Genomic DNA, 17,572 nt, shown 5'->3' with positions numbered 1-17,572 from the left:
CCCGCACCCATGCGCTGGTGTGGAGCGGCTGCGTGGTGTCGGTGATAAGTTTTCGTCGATCGCAACCCAATCAATGCCAGCAAGAAATGCAATGCCAGCAAGAAATGCAATGCCAGCAAGAAATGCAATGCCAGCAAGAAATGGCTTTTTTATTTTTGATCCGTGTTGAACACGGACAGCATCAACCGCGTTTGAACTCCGATTACCAGGATCGGAGAAACGCAATATGCGCACCAAGACATTCGCTATCGCAGCCTCGCTCGTTCTGTCGCTCTCGGGTGCCGCATTGGCTCAGACTGCTGCTGGGAGCGGAAGCACCGAGGGCAATATGAACAACCCCGGCAGTGTGAAGAGCAATTCCGAAAAGGGCTCGACAGGTTCGGCGACTGGAGCCGCGATGGGTGCCGATCGCATGGCAGCACCTGGCGCCAGCGGTGGCGCTTCCACTGCCGCCACCGGAGCGCCGGCTGGAAGCACGGGTGGCAACGGTGTGACCGGAAGCGGCGCTGCTCCCAGCGGTAAGTAAGGACGACGGTCCCGCCAGCCCGTAATTGGTTCGGGCTGCGGGACTGCCTTTTATGGCGATCCACTTTCATTCCGATCCGGACGAAGGATTCGGGAAGCTACCCCGCGCCCCTGGAGGCGTTCCCGTTCGGATTGGTTCCGGGGGTAGCGGTGGGGGCAGCGATCTGGTTCGATGGCGCGCTATCAAAGGAGAGCGCGATCTCGACCCGGACAGCCTCGTCTTCATCGACGAGACCGCTGCCGCGATGACCATGGTGCGGCCCTACGATCGATCCGGACAGGGCGAGCGCTGCCGGATCTGCATGCCGTACGGGCACGACTAGACCACCACCGTCACCGCTGCCCTTCGCACGAGCGGCCTCGTCGCCACCACCCTGTTCAATGGTGCGACGACCGGCGAGCGCTTCCTGGCTTACGTTTCTGACATGCTAATCCCGATACTGAAGCGTGGCGATCCTGTCATCTGCAATGACTTGAGCGTCCACAAGGTGGCCGGGGTGAGGGAGACAATCGAGGCGGCGGGTGCCCACCTCCTCTATCTCCCGCCCGACAGCCCGGACTTCAACCCGATCGAGAAAGCCTTCGCCAACCTGAAGGCGCTCCTGCGAACGGCGGCGGCGCGCACCGTCCCAGACCTCTGGGCCGCAATCCAAAACGCTTTCAAAGTCTTCCGCCGGTATGAATGCCGAAACGACATTGCCGCCACCGGTGACGATGCCGTCGACCCAACATGATCGGCAACGGCTCTCGCCCGCGCACGAGCGGCTGACGAAGCGGGCGGACGCGCCGTCATCGGACCTGTCATAGGTTAGAGCGGCACAACCGCGCCGTGTGCCATGTTCCTCGCCGAGCCCGCCGGACGCCGTCCGGCAGAGGCGCCCGATCCTCGCCGCGGTGGGACCGGGGCGTCCGCTCATCGAAGCGAGGTCTGCATCTTGGCGAGGTCTGCATCTTGAGCGAGCGGGTTCTGATCACGGGGGGCGCCGGCTTCATCGGCACGCACCTGACGGCCGCGTTGCTCAAGCGCGGACACCAGGTCCGCGTCCTCGACAGCCTGATCGAGCAGGTGCACGGAAGCCAGGGGCAGACGCGTCCGGCCGCACTCAGCCCGGAGGCCGAGTTCGTGGCCGGCGACGTGCGCGACGGCGCGCTGGTGGCCCAGGCGCTGCGGGGCATCGACTCCGTCGTGCACCTCGCCGCCGAGGTCGGCGTCGGGCAGAGCATGTACGCGGTCGAGCGCTACGTCTCGGTCAACGATTGCGGTACGGCCGCACTGTTCCAGGCGCTGATCGAGCGTCCGGTGCGGCGCGTCGTCGTCGCCTCCTCGATGAGCATCTACGGCGAGGGCCTCTATCGGGCCGACGACGGCACCATCGTCCAGGACGCCGTGCGCCGGGCGCGCAAGCCCGGAGACCCGTGGGACCCGCTGGATGCAGGCGGCCGGCCGCTGGTGCCGGTGCCGACCCCGGAATGGAAGGCGCCGACCCTCGCCTCGGTCTACGCCCTCACCAAGTACGTGCAGGAGCGCCTGACCCTGACCCTGAGCCCGGTCTACGGCATGGAAGGCGTGGCCCTGCGGCTGTGGAACGCCTACGGGCCCGGCCAAGCCCTCTCGAACCCCTATACCGGCGTGCTGGCGATCTTCGCCTCGCGGCTCCACAACGGGCAGCCGCCGATGATCTTCGAGGACGGCGAGCAGCGCCGCGACTTCGTCCACGTGGAGGACGTCGCGGAGGCCTTCGTTCTGGCGCTGGAGCACCCGGCGGCGGCGGGCCAGGTCTACAACGTCGGCAGCGGCGAGGACCGCTCGGTGCGGGAGGTGGCGCAGATCCTCGCCCGCGCCATGGGCCGGCCGGGGCTGGAACCCGAGGTCGCGGGCAAGGCGCGCACCGGGGACATCCGCCACTGCATCGCCGACATCGGCAAGATCCGGGCGGAGCTCGGCTACCAGCCGCGGCGCGACTTCGCGGCGGGCGTGGCGGAGCTCGCGGCCTGGGTCGCGGACCGCGAGGCGATCGACCGCGGGAACGAGGCACGCGGCGAGCTCGAAGCCCGGGGCCTGGTTGCGTGACGGCGCAAGAGCCCGAAGCGGCGCGAGACTCCGCGATGGTGCAGGCGCCGCGCACCGTCCTGATCACCGGCGGGGCCGGCTTCATCGGCGCGAACCTCGCCGACCGGCTCGCGCGGGCCGGGCACCGCGTCGTCGTCTACGACGCCCTCAGCCGCCCCGGGGTCGCCGCGAACCTCGCCTGGCTGCAGGCGAGCCATCCCGACCGGATCGACGCGGTCGTCGCCGACATCCGCGACGCGGACCGGCTCGGTGCATGTGTGGCGGACGTCGATGCGGTCTTCCACCTCGCCGCGCAGGTCGCGGTGACGACGAGTCTGACCGCGCCGCTGACCGACTTCGCGGTCAACCTCGGCGGCACCCTGAACCTGCTCGAGGCCCTGCGCCGACGCGGCGGCCGGGTGCCGCTGGTCTTCGCCTCGACCAACAAGGTCTACGGCGACCTGTACGACGTCGACCTCGCGCCCTCCGGCGACGCCTACCTGCCGAGCGACCCGGACGTCCGGCGCTGGGGCATCGGGGAGGACCGGCGCCTCGACTTCCACACGCCCTACGGCTGCTCGAAGGGCGGCGCCGACCAGTACGTGCTCGACTACGCCCGCAGCTTCGGCATCCCAGCGGTGGTGATGCGGATGAGCTGCATCTACGGTCCGCGCCAGATGGGCACGGAGGACCAGGGCTGGGTCGCGCACTTCCTGATCAGCGCGCTGGAGCAGCGCCCGATCAGCATCTACGGCGACGGGCGCCAGGTCCGCGACATCCTCCACGTCGCCGACGCGGTGGAGGCCTACCGCGCGGCCTGGGCCGGGATCGACCGGGTCGCCGGCCGGGCGTTCAATCTCGGCGGCGGTCCGGCCAACGCCGTGAGCCTGCGCCAGGTGGTGGCGCATATCGAGACGCTGGCCGGCCGGTCGATTTGCGCTTCGCCGACTGGCGCGCCGGCGACCAGCGCTACTACGTCTCGGACACGCGCCGGGTCTCGGCCGCCCTCGGCCTCGCGCCGCAGCGTCCGTGGCGCGAGGGCGTGGCCGACCTCGCCGACTGGCTGATCGAGGCCCGCGGCCTCGACCGCGGCACCTCCGCCGCCATGCGGGGGGCGGCCGAATGAGGGTCGCGCTCGTCAACCCGGCCTGGGACTACGGCAACAGCATCTATTTCGGCTGCCGCGAGCCGCACCTGCCGCTTGAGCTGGGCTACGCACGGGCGCTTTTGGAGGAGGCCGGGCACGCGGTGCTGCTCCTCGACGCGCACCTGTGCGGATCGACCAACGCGGACTGCGCCGACGCGGTCGCGGCCTTCGCGCCCGACATGACGGTGGTCGCGACCGCGCCGACCTACCTGTTCTGGCGCTGCGCCCCGCCCGAGTTGCGGGTGCCGCGCGCCTTCCTCGACGCGTTGGCCGGCCGCGGTGGGCGCACCGTCGCCGTCGGACCGCACGGCTCGGCCACCCCGCGCCCGACGCTGGAGAAGCTCGGCTGCGACGTCGTGGTGCGCGGCGAGTGCGAGGAGATCGTGCTGGCCCTGGCGCAAGCCGACGCCCTCGCCGCCGTGCCGAGCATCGCCTACCGGGCGCAAGACACGGCCGACCGCGTGCAAGGCGAGGTCGTCGTGACCGGCGGCCCGCATGCCGGCCGCTTCGTCGACCTGCCGGCCTTGCGCTGGCCGGAAGCGTGGGTCGCGCGCCACCATCACCATCATCACCGCTTCGACCGGTCGCCGGACGGCCCTGGCGCCGAGGTCGAGGCCTCGCGCGGCTGCCCTTACACCTGCAGCTTCTGCGCGAAGATCCATTTTCGCGACGCCTACCGGCGGCGCGACCTCGCCCCGGTGCTGGCCGAGATCGACGGCCTGATCGCGCAAGGGGTGACCTACCTCTACTTCATCGACGAGATCTTCCTGCCGCAGAAGCCCCTGCTCGAGGCCCTGGCCACCCGAGACGTCCGCTTCGGCATCCAGACCCGCATCGACCTGTGGAAGCCCGAGATGCTCGACCTGCTCGGGGCGGCGGGCTGCGTCTCGATCGAGGCCGGCGTCGAGAGCCTGACCGAGGCGGGCCGCGCGGCGCTGGACAAGAAGTGCCGCGCCACCACGGACGAGCTCGCCGACCGGCTGATTCATGCGCGGCGGACGGTGCCGTTCGTGCAGGCCAACCTGATCAAGGTGGCGGGCGACGACCCCGCCCTCGTCGCCGCGTGGCGCGAGCGCCTGCGTGCCCACGGCGTCTGGGCGAACGACCCGGTGCCGCTCTATCCTTACCCGAGCTCACCCGACTACCGCACCCTGTGGGGCGAACCCGACGACCAGGCCTGGGAGCGGGCGCACGCCCACTACCTCGGGCAGTTCGAGGGCTTCAGCGACATCCAGGCTGAGCGCCCGCTGCCGCTCGCCGAGCTTGAGGCGGGGTGCGGATGCGGGTGAGCGCGCCGGGCCTGCACGTCCTGATGACGGCCGACGCAGTCGGCGGCGTCTGGACCTACGCCCTCGACCTCACCGAAGGCCTGGCGGCGGATGGCGTGGGCGTGACCCTCGCCGTGCTCGGCCCGGCGCCGTCCGACGCGCAAAAGGCGCAAGCCGAGGCCGCCGGCTGCCGCCTCCGCGTCACCGGGCTGCCCCTCGACTGGACGGCGCCGTCGCCGGAGGCCTTGCGCCTCGCCGGGCAGGCGCTGGACGGCATCGCGCGTGAGACGAAGGCCGACCTCGTCCACCTGCACAGCCCTGCCTTCGCCGGCGCCATCGACGGGCCGGTCGTCGCAGTCTGCCATTCCTGCGTCGCGACCTGGTGGGCGTCGGTCGAATCCGGGCCGCTGCCCGCCGACCTCGTCTGGCGCGCCGACCTCGTCGCCGACAGCTGTCGGCAGGCCGACGCGCTGATCGCCCCGAGCCATGCCTTCGCCGCCGCCACCGCCCGCGCCTACGGCCTGACCAGGGCGCCGGAGGTGGTCCACAACGGTCGCCGGCCGGCGGGTGCCGCACCCTTCGACCGCGAGCCCGCGCCGTTCGCGCTCACCGCCGGGCGACTGTGGGACCGGGCGAAGAACGCGGCTGCGCTCGACGCCGCCGCAGCGCTGGCCCGGCTGCCGATCCGCGCTGCGGGCCCGACGGAGGGGCCGAACGGCGACCGGGTGGCGCTGCCCCACCTCGACCGCCTCGGAACCCTCGACGCGGCGGCGCTGGCGGCGCAATTCGCCCGGCGGCCGATCTTCGTGTCGACGGCGCGCTACGAGCCGTTCGGCCTCGCGGTGCTGGAGGCGGCGCAGGCTGGCTGCGCCCTGGTGCTCTCCGACATCCCGACCTTCCGCGAGCTGTGGGACGGGGCCGCGGCCTTCGTCGACCCGGACGACTCGGAAAGCCTCGCCCGGACCCTCGATACCCTTGCCGCCGACCGGCCGCGTCGGGCCGCGCTCGGCGCGGCGGCACGGCTCCGGGCCGGGCGCTACGGCGTGGCGGCGATGGTCGCGGGCACCCGCCGCGTCTTCGACGCGGTGCTCGAAGGACGCCGGCGCATCCCCGCCCGCAAAGGGGCCGCCGCATGAGGATCGCTTACTTCACCCATTCCCTGGTCTCGTGCTGGAACCACGGCAACGCGCACTTCCTGCGCGGCGTCCTGCGTGAGCTGACCCGGCGCGGGCACGCGGTGATGGCCTACGAGCCCGACGGCGCCTGGAGCCTGCAGAACCTGCTGCGCGACCACGGCGCGGTCGGGCTCTCGGCCTTCCACGGGGCCTACCCGGAACTCGACGGCACCTCCTACGGCGCGATCGAGCCGGTGGTGGACGCGGTCGCCGACGCCGACCTCGTCGTGGTGCACGAGTGGAACGATCCGGCCCTCGTCGCCGCGCTGGGCACCGCACGCAAGCACGGCGCGCCCTACACCCTGCTGTTCCACGACCCGCATCACCGCGCCGTGAGCGACCCTGAGGCGATGCGTCGCTACGACCTGTCCGGCTACGACGGCGTGCTCGCCTTCGGCGAGACGCTGGCGGCGATCTATCGCGATGGGGGCTGGGGCGAGCGGACCTTCGTCTGGCACGAGGCCGCCGACACGCGCCTGTTCCGGCCGCCGCCGGAGGCCTACGAGCCGCGCCGCGCCGGCTTGGTCTGGATCGGCAATTGGGGCGACGACGAGCGCAGCGCCGAGCTCGAACGCTACCTGTTCCGCCCGGCCGACAGCGTCGGGCTGCCCCTCGACGTCTACGGCGTGCGCTATCCCGATGCGGCGCGCGAGACGCTGGCCCGCTACGGCGTGCGCTATCATGGCTGGGCCCCGAACGCCGAGGCGCCGGACCTGTTCGCGCGCTACCTCGCCACCGTGCACGTGCCCCGGCGCTTCTACGTCGAGCGGCTGCCCGGCATCCCGACGATCCGGGTGTTCGAGGCCCTGGCCTGCGGCATCCCCCTCGTCAGCGCGCCCTGGGACGACGCCGAGGGCCTGTTCTCCCCGGGCGAGGACTACCTCGTGGCCGCCGACGAGCCGGCGATGGAGGCCCACCTGCGCGCCCTCGCCAACGAGCCGGAGCTTCGCCGCAGCCTCGCCGCCAGCGGCCGCGCCACGATCGAGGCGCGCCACACCTGCCGCCACCGCGCCGACGAGCTTCTGGCGATCGCCGCCTGGCTCGGCGGCGACGCACACGAAGACCGAGACGCACACGAAGCGCCAGCCGCGTTCGAGATCTACGGCGCACACGAAGTCCCCGTCGCAGGCTACGGTCCCGACGCCGTCGACAGTCCTGGCACTCCGGAGCACGCCGCTTGAAGATCGCCTTCTACGGATCGAGCCTGCTGTCCTCGTACTGGAACGGGGCCGCCACCTATTACCGCGGCCTGCTGCGCGACCTCGCCGCCCGCGGATACGCGATCACCTTCTACGAGCCCGACGCCTACGACCGCCAGGCGCATCGCGACATCGACCCGCCCGACTGGGCCGCCGTTCGGGTGTATCCGGCGACGCCCGAGGCGATGCGCGCCGTCGCGGCCGAGGCCGCCTCGGCCGACGTGGTGGTGAAGGCGAGCGGCGTCGGCGTGTTCGACGACGAACTGCTGGCCGGCGTCGTCGCCGCCTCGCGCCCGGAAGCGATCCGCATCTTCTGGGACGTCGACGCGCCGGCCACTCTGGCCGAGCTCGCGGCCGCGCCGGACCACCCCCTGCACCGGGCGATGCCCGAGCTCGACCTCGTCCTCACCTACGGCGGCGGGCCGCCGGTGATCGCCGCCTATGAGGGCTTCAGCGCAGCCGCCTGCATCCCGGTCTACAACGCCCTCGACCCGACGACGCACCACCCGGTGCCGGCCGAGCCGCGCTTCGCCGGCGACCTCGCTTTCCTCGGCAACCGCCTGCCCGACCGCGAGGCGCGGGTGGAGACGTTCTTCCTCGACGCCGCCGCGCGGCTGCCCCAGCGCGCCTTCCTGATCGGCGGCAGCGGCTGGGCCGACAAGGCGATGCCGGCCAACGTGCGCCACCTCGGCCATGTCTACACGCGCGAGCACAACGCCTTCAACACGACGCCACTGGCCGTCCTGAACATCGCCCGCGACAGCATGGCGGCGGTCGGCTATTCGCCGGCGACCCGTGTGTTCGAGGCCGCCGGCGCCGACGCGTGCCTAATCACCGACGCCTGGACCGGCCTCGACCTGTTCCTGGCCGAGGGAACGGAGGTGCTGGTCGCCCGCGACGGGCGGGACGTGGCCGAGCACCTCGCCGCGCTGACGCCGGAGCGCGCGCGCGCGGTCGGCGCAGCCGCGCGCGCGCGGATCACCGCCGAGCACAGCTACGCCCACCGCGGCGCGCAGGTGGACGCGATCCTCCGCCGGGTCGCGGAGGAGAAGCGCTCAGGCGGCAAGCGCGGCCGGGGCGCCGCCTAGTGCGGCTCGCGGTCCTCGGCCTCAGCCTGTCCTCGTCCTGGGGCAACGGGCATGCCACCACCTACCGCGCCCTGCTCCGGGCCTTCGCCGCCCGCGGCCACCAGGTCCTGTTCCTGGAGCGCGACGTGCCCTGGTACGCCGAGCACCGCGACCTCGCCGAGCCGGATTTCTGCGACCTGGCGTTCTACCGCGACCTCTCGGGTCTCGACCGCTTCCGCCCGGACCTCGCGGCGGCGGACGCCGTCGTCGTCGGCTCCTACGTTCCCGAGGGCGTCGCAGTGGGCGGGCGCGTCTGCGCCTGGGCGCGGGGCGTGCGCGCCTTCTACGACATCGACACGCCGGTGACGCTGGCCAAGCTCGCCGCCGGAGACCACGAATACGTCGCCCCGGACTTGATCCGCGCCTACGACCTGTACCTGTCCTTCACCGGCGGCCCGACCCTCGCGCTCCTGGAGTCGCGCTACGGCGCGCCGGCCGCGCGCGCGCTCTACTGCTCGGTCGACCCGCAGGCCTACCCGGCGCTCGCGCGCGAGACGCGTTTCGACCTCTCCTATCTCGGCACCTACAGCCCCGACCGGCAGCCGACGCTGGAGCGCCTGCTGATCGAGCCGGCGCGGCGCGCACCGCACCTGCGCTTCGCGGTGGCCGGCCCGCAATACCCGTCAGCGATCGACTGGCCCGACAACGTCGCGCGGATCGAGCACGTGCCGCCGGCCGAGCACCCCGCCTTCTACGCCGGCAGCCGCTACACCCTGAACGTCACCCGCGCCGACATGATCCGTGCCGGCTACAGCCCGAGCGTTCGGCTGTTCGAGGCCGCCGCCTGCGGCACGCCGATCCTCACCGACCGCTGGGAGGGCCTCGACACGGTGCTCGCTCCGGGCACCGAAATCCTGCCCGCCGACAGCGCCGACGACGTGCTCGCCACGTTGGAAGGAATGCCGGACGCCGACCGGCTCCGCATCGCGGCCGCCGCCCGGACGCGGGTGCTGGCCGCCCATACCGCCGCCCACCGCGCCGCCGAGCTCGAGGCGCACCTGCTCGCGGCGGCCGGGCGGCACAGGGCCGCTGACGCCAGGAACAATGATGCCGGCTCTCTGCTTGGCGACAAAGGGGGAGATACTGTGCTCGATCTGTCAGGGACAAGACGATGACGCGTGAGAACAGTCTGCGCATCCTGGTCGCCGGTGGTGCGGGCTTCATCGGATCGCATCTCGTCGACGCTCTGCTCGCGACGGGCGCGCGCGTCACGGTCCTCGACAACATGCTGACGGGGCGCGAGGCCAACCTCGCCCACCTCCGCCGCGAGCCGCGCTTCGATCTCGTCGAGGCCGACATCGTCGCGTCGCTCCCTAAGCTCGACCGCTTCGACCGCATCTTCAACCTGGCCTGCCCGGCCTCGCCGCCGCATTACCAGGCCGATCCGGTCCACACGATGCTGACCAGCGTGGCCGGCACCCACCGCCTGCTGGAGCGCGCCCGCGACGACGGCGCACGCTTCCTCCAGGCCTCGACCAGCGAGGTCTACGGCGACCCCGACGTGCATCCACAGCGTGAAACCTACTGGGGCAACGTCAACCCGACGGGACCGCGCGCCTGCTACGACGAGGGCAAGCGCGCGGCGGAGGCGCTGGTGTTCGACTTCGAGCGGATGCACGGCCTCCAGGTCCGCGTCGCGCGCATCTTCAACACCTACGGCCCGCGCATGCGTGCCGACGACGGGCGCGTGGTCTCCAACGTGATTTGCCAGGCGCTCGCCGGCGACGACATCACCGTCTACGGCGACGGGTGCCAGACGCGCTCGTTCTGCTACGCCAGCGACCTCGTGGACGGCTTGATGCGCCTGATGGCCTGCGAGGACGTCCACGGCCCGGTCAACCTCGGCAACCCGAACGAGCTGAGCATCGGCGACCTCGTCGAGCGCGTGGTGCGCCTCACCGGCACGCCGTCCCGCGTGGTCCGGCGACCGCTGCCGGTGGACGACCCGCGGCGGCGCAAGCCCGACATCGGCCGGGCGACGGCGTTGCTGGGCTGGGCGCCGACGGTGGATCTGCAGGCCGGGCTGGAGGCCACCACCGCATGGTTCGCCCGCGAGGTCTCACCGGGTGCACGTGCGACGGGCATTGCGGAGGTGCATGCCCTTGTCAGCTGATCGCGCACCCTCGGCGGCCCGACGGGCGCCGATCGCAGGACGGTCGTGATGACGCGCTCAGAGATCCGCGTCGGCCTCGTCGGCGTCGGCAACTGCGCCTCCGCCTTCGTGCAGGGCCTGCACCACTACCGCGACGCCGAGGCGGATGAGGCGGTGCCGGGGCTGATGAACGTCCGCCTCGGCGGCTACCACGTCCGGGATGTGGCGGTGGCCTCCGCCTTCGACATCAGCGCCGCCAAGGTCGGGCGCGACCTGTCGGAGGCGATCCTGGCGGCGCCGAACAACACGCAGGTCTTCGCCGCGGTGCCGCCGTCCGGCGTCACCGTACGGCGAGGCCCGACCCTCGACGGCCTCGGCCGCTACCTGCGCGACAGCGTCGTCGAGTCCGAGGCGCCGGCCGCCGACGTCACGGCCGAGCTGGAGCGGACGGGCACGCAGATACTCGTCTCCTACCTGCCGGTCGGCTCGCAGAAGGCGACCGAGTTCTACGCGCAATGCGCCCTCGACGCCGGCTGCGCCTTCGTCAACTGCATCCCGGTCTTCATCGCCTCAGACCGGGGTTGGCGCGCGCGGTTCGCGGCCCGCAGGTTGCCGCTCGTCGGCGACGACATCAAGAGCCAGATCGGCGCCACCATCGTGCACCGCATGCTGGCCAACCTGATGCGCGAGCGCGGGGTGCGCCTCGACCGGACCTACCAGCTCAACTTCGGTGGCAACGCCGACTTCAAGAACATGCTCGAGCGCGAGCGCCTGGAATCGAAGAAGCTCTCCAAGACGCGCGCCGTGACGAGCCAGCTCGACGTGCCGCTCGCCGACGACGACATCCATGTCGGCCCGAGCGACCACGTGCCCTGGCTCACCGATCGCAAGTGGGCGCAGATCCGCCTGGAAGGCACCGGTTTCGGCGGCGTGCCGCTCAACATCGAGTTGAAGCTGGAGGTCTGGGATTCGCCGAACTCGGCCGGCATCGTCATCGACGCGGTGCGCTGCGCCCGCCTCGCCCTCGACCGCGGGATCGGCGGGGCGCTGGTCGGCCCGTCGAGCTACTTCATGAAGGCGCCGCCGCGCCAGTTCACCGACGCGGAGGCGCGGGCGCGCACGCAGGCCTTTATCGCCGGGGAGCCCGATCCGGACGAGGCGGAGCCGGCATGAGCCGGATCCATCTCGTGCGCCACGCCACGCACGACCGCGTCGGCACGATCCTGTGCGGCCGCATGCCAGGCGTTCGGCTCGGGCCGGCCGGGCACGCGGAAGCCGCGGCTCTCGCCGACGCGCTCGCGGGCTCGGGCGCCACCACCGTGCTGTCGAGCCCGCGCGATCGCGCGCTAGACACGGCCCGACCGATCGCCGATCGCCTCGGCTTGGCGGTGACGATCGCCCCGGAGCTCGACGAGATCGATTTCGGCGACTGGACCGGGCGGAGCTTCGCCGACCTCGACGGCGACCCGGACTGGACCGCCTGGAACACGGCGCGCGCATCCGCCCGTCCGCCAAAGGGACAGGGCTCCTGCGAGAGCATGGCGGAGGCCGGCGCGCGGGCGCTCGCACTCCTAGCTCGGCAGCCGAAGGCGTGCGTCGCGGTGAGCCACGGCGACGTGATCCGCGCCGTGCTGCTCGCTATCCTCGGCCTCTCCACCGACGCCTACGACCGCCTTACCGTTGCCCCGGCCTCGATCAGCAGCCTCGACCTCTGGCCCGGCGGCGGCCGCCTCGTCGGGCTCAACCGCTGCGTGGACGCCTGATGCGGGCGCCGGTCATCGCGTGCGGGCAGGCGCCGCGGCGCGCCGTTCCCTCTCGTCGCTGCGTAGGGATCCAGAAGCGGACGGCGCTTCCATCGCGAACAGGGGCCGAGCCATGAACCCGTCCGACACGACCGATCCCGCCTCCGAGCTGCGCCGGCAGATCGACGCCCTCGGGGACTGGTTCCACAACATCGACATCGACGGGGTGCCGACCGCGCCGAACCACTTCCTCGGCGACTATCCGCGGGTGAAGTGGCGCAGCTTCGCCAACGCGATCCCCGACGACCTCTCCGGGCGGACCGTCCTTGACGTCGGCTGCAACGGCGGCTTCTACGCCATCGAGATGAAGCGGCGCGGAGCCGCACGCGTGCTCGCGGTCGACACCGACGAGCGCTATCTCATGCAGGCGCGCTTCGCGGCCGGGCGCTGTGGCCAGGAGATCGAGTTCCGTCAGCTCTCCGTCTACGACGTCGGCGCCTTGGCCGAGCGGTTCGACGTGGTGCTGTTCATGGGTGTGCTCTACCACCTGCGCCACCCCCTGCTCGCCCTCGACCTGATCCGCGAGCATGTGGCCGACGACCTGTTCGTGTTCCAATCGATGCAGCGCGGCTCGGAGGCGGTGGCTCCCGTGGCGCAAGATTACGATTTCTGGGACATGGACCACTTCGACGCGCCCGGTTACCCGAAGCTGCACTTCGTCGAGAACGCCTACTCGGGCGACCACACGAACTGGTGGGTACCCAACCGCGCCTGCACCGAGGCGATGTTGCGCGCCAGCGGCTTCCGCATCGAGAGCCATCCGGAAGCGGAGGTCTACGTCTGCCGCCGCGCGCCGCAGCCCGAAGGGGCGGGCGCGATCCATCCCGCCCGACCGCTGACACCGTAAGGACGACGCCCCGTGATCGAAGCGGTGATGCTCTGGAACGAGCCCAACAACAAGTCGCACTGGGACCCGGAGGTCGACCCGGAATGGGTGCGCTTCGGCGAGATGGCGCGCGCCGCCGGGCTCGCGATCCGCGCCGAGAACCCGACCCTGACGCGGGTGCTCGGCGGCATCTCGCCGATCGACCCGCTCTTCATCGGCCGCATGGCGGCGGCCGGCGTCCTCGACGCGGTGGATGCCGTGGCGGTGCACGGGTTCCCCCTCGATTGGAACCTCTGGCAGATCCACGAATGGCCGGAGAAGATCGCCGAGATCCGCGCCGTCACCGACCTGCCGGTTTGGGTTTCCGAAGTCGGCGTCTCGACCTTCGGCGCCGAGGAGGTGCAGCTCTGGGGCCTTGCCCGCACGGCCGAGCTACTCGTCGGCCGCGCCCCGCGCATCCACTGGTACAGCCTCTACGACCTGCCGCGCGAATGGGAGGCCACCACACGCCACCGCGAGGCGGAGGGCTCCTCGTATTACCGCCACTTCCACATGGGCCTGCTGCGCCAAGACGGCACCCCGAAGCTGGCGATGGAGGAATTCGCCAAGCACACCCCGGCGCTCGGCCTGTGCCAGTGGTTCCACTACCAGGACCACCGGCTCGACGCGGCGGTGGACTGGATGAAGCGCCTCGGCGTCACCCATTTGCGCACCGGCCTGTCCTGGGCCGACAGCTTCCGCCCCGATGCGCTGGCTTGGTTCGACCGGCAGATGGAGGCGCTCGTCGACTTCCAGGTGACCGTGACGTTCTGCTTCACGCCCGAGCACCGGGGCATCGCGCCCCACCACTCGAGCGCACCCGTCGATTTCCGCGAATACGCCGACTTCTGCGCGGCGATGGTGCGCCGCTACGCGCCTGGAGGCGCCGGGCCGGCCTGATCCGGTGCTCGTCTACGGCGAGACCACCTGGACCGGGGACCCGCGGGCGCGGATCGCCGGGCTCGACGCCCTGCTCCGCGAAGGCGCCGACGCGGCGCCTGGGATCCTCCGCCACGGCACCCTGACGGCGGCCCTGATCGAGGCCGGCGAGTTGGCGCAGGGGATCGCCGACGCGGCGTTCGAGGGTTTCTGCGCCGATGCGCCCTCGCCGGCTACGGATGCCGCCACGGTCGTGCTGATGCGGCTCGCCCGGGCCACCTGGGCCTCGTGGCGGGGCGGCCTCGACGGCGAGATGCCTGGACCGGACATCCTGCGCGAATTCGCGGGCGTGACGCTGCCCGGCCGCATCGCCACGCGCTGGGCGGAGGGGTTCGCCCATTACGCGCTCTACCCCGAGGGCTACGCGATGGCGGCCGTCGCCTCCGGCCTGACGGCGGCGACGCGGGTCGTCGGCATCCGCAGCATCGGTACCCCGCTCGGGGCGATGGTCGCCGCCGCCCTCGACGCCGCAGACCCGGTGACGGTCCGGCCGACCGGGCACCCGTTCCGGCGGGAGCTGGCGCTCTCCGCGCCGCTGACCGCCCGCCTCCGCGCGGGCGATCCGCCGGCCTACGCCGTCGTCGACGAGGGACCCGGCCTGTCCGGAAGCTCGTTCGGTGCCGTGGTCGACACGCTCGAATCCTGGGGCGTGGCGCAGGCCCGCATCGCGCTGTTCCCGAGCCATCCCGGCGCACCGGGCGACCGGGCAAGCTCGCGCCACCGCGCGCGCTGGAACGGGCTCGCGCGTCACGTCGCACCGTCGGCCGACCACCTGATCGAGGGCGACCGGCCGACGCTCGCCGGCTGGATCGCCGACCTGACCGGCCCGCTGGTAGGGCCCCTCGACGACCTCTCGGGCGGAGCCTGGCGGCGCCGGCATTACGCGAGCGAGGCCGATTGGCCGCCGGCCAACACCGCGCAGGAGCGGCGCAAGGTCCTGGCGCGAACCCCGAGCGGGCCGTGGCTCGCCAAGTTCGCCGGGCTCGGGCCGGCGGCCCGGCGCAGGCTCGACCGCGCCCGCAGCCTGCACGCGGCCGGCTTCACGCCGGAGCCGGCCGGCTACCGCCACGGCTTCCTCGTGGAACGCTGGATGGCGGAGGCGCGGCCCCTCGACCGCTGGACGCGCGACGTAGGCGCCCCGGCCCCGCACCTCGCCTTACCGGACCTTGGAGAACGGGCCGGAGATTATCTCGGGTTCCGAGCGCGGGCCTTCGCTCGCGAGGCCGGACGGGGCGCGTCGCTCGCCGACCTGGTCGCGATGGCGCGCCACAACACGGCGGAGGCGCTCGGCCCCGACATCGCTCGCGCCCTCGACGCCTGGACGCCTGCGCAGATCGAATCCCTCGCCCGGCGGGTCCGCCCGGTCGAGGTCGACGGGCGCCTGCACGCCTGGGAGTGGCTGGTACTCCCGGACGGGCGGCTCCTGAAGGCCGACGCCCTCGACCACCATGCCGGCCACGACCTCGTCGGCTGCCAGGACATCGCCTGGGACGTGGCCGGCGCGGCCGTGGAGCTCGCCCTCGACCCCCACGCCCTGCTGCCGACGCTCGCCGACAGGGCGGGAACCCGCGTCGACCCCGACCTCCTGGCGCTGCTGACCCCCTGCTACCTCGCCTTCCAGCTCGGCTTCTCCAACATGGCGCAGGCCGCCACCGGAGATCCGAACGAAGCCGCACGCCACGCGCGCTCGGTGGAGCGCTACGCGACGCGTTTGCGCGCGGCGCTCGGCAACGGGCGCTCTTGAATTGAACCGCACGTTCGGATGAGGCGGCAGTTCGTTCTCAAACGGATCCCAGGCTTGCCCGAGATCCGTGCGTTTGGTGTTCAAGCCGGGCACGCTCGAAACAGAGAGGGGATCGAGACGACACGCCCCAGAAGGAGACACCGATCCCCCCTCCACCCTCGCACATGGGAAAGGACGCCTCGCCGCGCGATCCATGCACGGCACCTGCCATTGCGCGATACTTCTCATAGGGCGAGAGGTAAGCCGCATGGCTCGAAACCACACCTTATCGAGAACCACTTCTCCGAGGCCAGACCTCTGCCATGACAGACCGTGAAGGGCATCGTGCCGGCGCGTGAACGGGCGACACCCGTCAGCACGATGCTTATCATGGGAGAGGCGGCGACCGCTGTGAGGCCGACGCGGCGGGTGACGGCCGTGCGCCTGATCGTGTGGTTGGTCGCCCGAATGACACGCCGCGTCCGGCGATCATGGCAGCTGTTCGGCGATCCAGGCCTGCGCACGGTCGAGATCCTTGAACAACGGTGGGTGCGCGTCGCCCACCGGGCCGAACCCAGCCTCTAGGAACCATTTGCCCGCGTCCGTCTCGTGAAGGTCCGAGAGCTGGACCAGGATGGCGACCAGGAACCCGTCGTGGAAGACCAGCCGGCTCTCCTGATCGTTGCTGCCGGTGGCCACCTGCACCGGCTGAAGACGCAGGTTCATGCTGCAACCCTCCCGCCGAGGTGGAGGTATTCCGGCCTGAATTCGGCCAGAGCCTCCAGCCGCGCTCGATCGAGAATGCGCAGATACCCGCCGGACATCGCGATCAGCCCTTGCCGCTGCAGATCCGCGAGCGTTCGGTTCACGTGGACGGTCGTGAGGCCGGTGGTGTCGGCCAAGTCGTTTGGCGTAATCGGCAGGGGATAGCCCTCATCGGCGGCATGTCCTGCCGCGCGCAGGCGAAGCAAAAGCTCACACATCAGGTGGGCGATGCGCTCCGGGGCGGACCGCCGTCCGAGGTTGACGACCCACTCGCGCAACGTCGCCTCGTCCACGAGCGTGGCGAGCCGCAGCGCGTGAGCGATGCCGGGATGGTGCCGTAGCAATTCGAGAATGGTCGCGAGATCGATCCGCACGACCTTGCAGGTGGCCAGGGTGCCGATCGAGTGGTCCATCCGGGCAAGCAGGGCCACGTCGAGGTCGCAGTAGTCGCCCGGAATGAGGTAGGCCATGATCTGGCGGGCACCGTTGGCCCGCAGGGTGTATCGGCAGGCTATCCCGTCCATGATCAGGTAGACGCCGTCCGGCTTGTCGCCGACGCTGATCAAATCGATCCCAGGTTCGATGACCTGAGGGTTCGCGCTGATCTGCTCAAGCACCGCCCGGTCTTCGTCAGCGAGTGTGGCAAGGCTTTCCAGCTTCAAGATCAGGGGATTGGTACTTCTGCCGTCGCCGGGCGGGGCAGCCTTGTAAAGGTCGTCGCTTGCCTGTGGCATTGCCTTTCACCCAAACTTTGTCGCGAGGCTCGAAGAAGCTACAACCCTTGATGGGCCGTCGCGAACAGCCACATCGGATTTGGTATCTAGGATAGTGATCGCCGAGCGCCAACCGGACGTGCTCCATCGAAAACCGCCTGATTGATCCTCCCCCGGTTCCA

Annotated in this window: 15 protein-coding genes and 2 pseudogenes; 15 read left to right on the top strand and 2 right to left on the bottom strand. The window is 71.3% G+C overall.

Annotated features, from left to right (window positions below; genetic code table 11):
• Window positions 1–226 precede the first annotated feature (226 nt).
• The 15 genes and pseudogenes from MFF13_RS20415 (at window position 227) to MFF13_RS20345 (ending at window position 15,933) form a co-directional block, all read left to right on the top strand.
• Window positions 227–526, top strand: a complete 300-nt coding sequence (locus tag MFF13_RS20415; RefSeq protein ID WP_147752300.1) for a hypothetical protein — start codon at window positions 227–229, stop codon at window positions 524–526.
• 184 nt (window positions 527–710) lie between these two features.
• A pseudogene (locus MFF13_RS20410) lies at window positions 711–1,259 on the top strand (IS630 family transposase); the annotation flags it as partial.
• 218 nt (window positions 1,260–1,477) lie between these two features.
• Window positions 1,478–2,596 (top strand): NAD-dependent epimerase/dehydratase family protein, encoded by a 1,119-nt coding sequence (locus tag MFF13_RS20405; protein ID WP_238272834.1) that lies wholly within the window; start codon window positions 1,478–1,480, stop codon window positions 2,594–2,596.
• Between the two features lie 35 nt (window positions 2,597–2,631).
• Window positions 2,632–3,701, top strand: a pseudogene (locus MFF13_RS20400) (SDR family NAD(P)-dependent oxidoreductase).
• Window positions 3,698–5,011 (top strand): TIGR04295 family B12-binding domain-containing radical SAM protein, encoded by a 1,314-nt coding sequence (locus tag MFF13_RS20395; RefSeq protein ID WP_238272833.1) that lies wholly within the window; start codon window positions 3,698–3,700, stop codon window positions 5,009–5,011. Before MFF13_RS20400 ends, MFF13_RS20395 begins: the two are co-directional and overlap by 4 nt.
• On the top strand, window positions 5,002–6,126 hold the full coding sequence (locus MFF13_RS20390; RefSeq protein ID WP_238272832.1) for a glycosyltransferase family 4 protein: 1,125 nt from the start codon (window positions 5,002–5,004) through the stop codon (window positions 6,124–6,126). Before MFF13_RS20395 ends, MFF13_RS20390 begins: the two co-directional genes overlap by 10 nt.
• The gene (locus MFF13_RS20385; RefSeq protein ID WP_238272831.1) at window positions 6,123–7,346 is read left to right on the top strand and encodes a CgeB family protein; all 1,224 of its coding nucleotides are present in this window, start codon (window positions 6,123–6,125) and stop codon (window positions 7,344–7,346) included. The genes MFF13_RS20390 and MFF13_RS20385 overlap by 4 nt, the downstream gene beginning before the upstream one ends.
• Window positions 7,343–8,452 (top strand): CgeB family protein, encoded by a 1,110-nt coding sequence (locus MFF13_RS20380; RefSeq protein ID WP_238272830.1) that lies wholly within the window; start codon window positions 7,343–7,345, stop codon window positions 8,450–8,452. Before MFF13_RS20385 ends, MFF13_RS20380 begins: the two co-directional genes overlap by 4 nt.
• Window positions 8,452–9,606, top strand: a complete 1,155-nt coding sequence (locus MFF13_RS20375; protein ID WP_238272829.1) for a CgeB family protein — start codon at window positions 8,452–8,454, stop codon at window positions 9,604–9,606. The genes MFF13_RS20380 and MFF13_RS20375 overlap by 1 nt, the downstream gene beginning before the upstream one ends.
• Window positions 9,603–10,604 (top strand): UDP-glucuronic acid decarboxylase family protein, encoded by a 1,002-nt coding sequence (locus MFF13_RS20370; RefSeq protein WP_238272828.1) that lies wholly within the window; start codon window positions 9,603–9,605, stop codon window positions 10,602–10,604. Before MFF13_RS20375 ends, MFF13_RS20370 begins: the two co-directional genes overlap by 4 nt.
• Window positions 10,605–10,652: 48 nt before the next feature.
• A complete protein-coding gene (locus tag MFF13_RS20365) occupies window positions 10,653–11,756 on the top strand; it encodes an inositol-3-phosphate synthase (RefSeq protein WP_238272827.1) in 1,104 nt (367 codons plus the stop codon).
• Window positions 11,753–12,346 (top strand): histidine phosphatase family protein, encoded by a 594-nt coding sequence (locus MFF13_RS20360; protein WP_238272826.1) that lies wholly within the window; start codon window positions 11,753–11,755, stop codon window positions 12,344–12,346. The genes MFF13_RS20365 and MFF13_RS20360 overlap by 4 nt, the downstream gene beginning before the upstream one ends.
• A 112-nt stretch (window positions 12,347–12,458) precedes the next feature.
• Entirely contained in the window at window positions 12,459–13,232 is a 774-nt protein-coding gene (locus MFF13_RS20355) for a TIGR04290 family methyltransferase (RefSeq protein ID WP_238272825.1), read from the top strand.
• 12 nt (window positions 13,233–13,244) lie between these two features.
• A complete protein-coding gene (locus MFF13_RS20350) occupies window positions 13,245–14,150 on the top strand; it encodes a glycoside hydrolase 5 family protein (RefSeq protein ID WP_238272824.1) in 906 nt (301 codons plus the stop codon).
• Between the two features lie 4 nt (window positions 14,151–14,154).
• Window positions 14,155–15,933, top strand: coding sequence for a hypothetical protein (locus MFF13_RS20345; protein ID WP_147828759.1), 1,779 nt, complete (start codon window positions 14,155–14,157; stop codon window positions 15,931–15,933).
• A 468-nt stretch (window positions 15,934–16,401) separates the two neighbouring features.
• On the opposite strand, the gene MFF13_RS20340 is transcribed toward MFF13_RS20345, so the two are convergent.
• Window positions 16,402–16,638 carry a hypothetical protein gene (locus MFF13_RS20340; protein ID WP_147828758.1) on the bottom strand — a complete coding sequence of 79 codons (237 nt, stop codon included), beginning with the start codon at window positions 16,636–16,638 and terminating at the stop codon, window positions 16,402–16,404.
• Window positions 16,635–17,411, bottom strand: coding sequence for a Crp/Fnr family transcriptional regulator (locus MFF13_RS20335; RefSeq protein WP_147828757.1), 777 nt, complete (start codon window positions 17,409–17,411; stop codon window positions 16,635–16,637). The genes MFF13_RS20340 and MFF13_RS20335 overlap by 4 nt, the downstream gene beginning before the upstream one ends.
• Between the last annotated feature and the right edge of the window lie 161 nt (window positions 17,412–17,572).

The organism is Methylobacterium cerastii (genome assembly GCF_022179125.1).
Taxonomy (GTDB): domain Bacteria; phylum Pseudomonadota; class Alphaproteobacteria; order Rhizobiales; family Beijerinckiaceae; genus Methylobacterium; species Methylobacterium cerastii.
This window is presented reverse-complemented; position numbering and strand designations above follow the sequence as displayed.

What these genes read in the sequence shown, in the direction of transcription:
- MFF13_RS20360 (WP_238272826.1), top strand. Translation starts at nt 11,753, where the DNA reads ATGAGCCGGATCCATCTCGTGCGCCACGCCACGCACGACCGCGTCGGC.
- MFF13_RS20395 (WP_238272833.1), top strand. Translation starts at nt 3,698, where the DNA reads ATGAGGGTCGCGCTCGTCAACCCGGCCTGGGACTACGGCAACAGCATC.
- MFF13_RS20370 (WP_238272828.1), top strand. Translation starts at nt 9,603, where the DNA reads ATGACGCGTGAGAACAGTCTGCGCATCCTGGTCGCCGGTGGTGCGGGC.
- MFF13_RS20335 (WP_147828757.1), bottom strand. Translation starts at nt 17,411, where the DNA reads ATGCCACAGGCAAGCGACGACCTTTACAAGGCTGCCCCGCCCGGCGAC.
- MFF13_RS20390 (WP_238272832.1), top strand. Translation starts at nt 5,002, where the DNA reads ATGCGGGTGAGCGCGCCGGGCCTGCACGTCCTGATGACGGCCGACGCA.
- MFF13_RS20340 (WP_147828758.1), bottom strand. Translation starts at nt 16,638, where the DNA reads ATGAACCTGCGTCTTCAGCCGGTGCAGGTGGCCACCGGCAGCAACGAT.
- MFF13_RS20385 (WP_238272831.1), top strand. Translation starts at nt 6,123, where the DNA reads ATGAGGATCGCTTACTTCACCCATTCCCTGGTCTCGTGCTGGAACCAC.
- MFF13_RS20415 (WP_147752300.1), top strand. Translation starts at nt 227, where the DNA reads ATGCGCACCAAGACATTCGCTATCGCAGCCTCGCTCGTTCTGTCGCTC.
- MFF13_RS20355 (WP_238272825.1), top strand. Translation starts at nt 12,459, where the DNA reads ATGAACCCGTCCGACACGACCGATCCCGCCTCCGAGCTGCGCCGGCAG.
- MFF13_RS20365 (WP_238272827.1), top strand. Translation starts at nt 10,653, where the DNA reads ATGACGCGCTCAGAGATCCGCGTCGGCCTCGTCGGCGTCGGCAACTGC.